The sequence below is a fragment of the Pantoea dispersa genome (assembly GCF_035783935.1).
Lineage (GTDB): Bacteria > Pseudomonadota > Gammaproteobacteria > Enterobacterales > Enterobacteriaceae > Pantoea > Pantoea dispersa_C.
This window is the reverse complement of the sequence record NZ_JALKOV010000043.1, coordinates 1-288: the sequence shown is the minus strand read 5'-3', so window position 1 is coordinate 288 and position 288 is coordinate 1. Positions and strand designations below refer to the sequence as shown.

At 70.8% G+C, this 288-nt stretch carries 1 protein-coding gene; it reads left to right on the top strand.

Annotated elements, in window-relative coordinates; translation table 11 throughout:
• A partial coding sequence (locus tag MXF20_RS23280; protein ID WP_325971646.1) for an Ig-like domain-containing protein occupies nt 1-288 on the top strand: 288 nt, incomplete at both ends.

The window sequence follows — 288 nt, the reverse complement described above, 5'->3', positions numbered from 1 at the left end:
ACGGCAGCTGGAGCATTCCGGCCGACCTGAGCGGCGACGGCGAGCACGCGCTGAGCGCCAGCTTCACCGATGCGGCGGGCAACGAGAGTGCCAAATCCACGCCGGTAGTCGTTGACCTGGACACCACCGCGCCAGACGCGCCAGCCATCGGCGGACTGAGTGACGGCCACGGCACCGACCTGAGCGCGGGCGGCCTGACCAGCGACGGCAGCCTGGAGATGTCCGGCGCCGGCGGCACCGCGGGCGACATCGTCAAGCTGTACGACGGCACCACCCTGATCGGCTCCA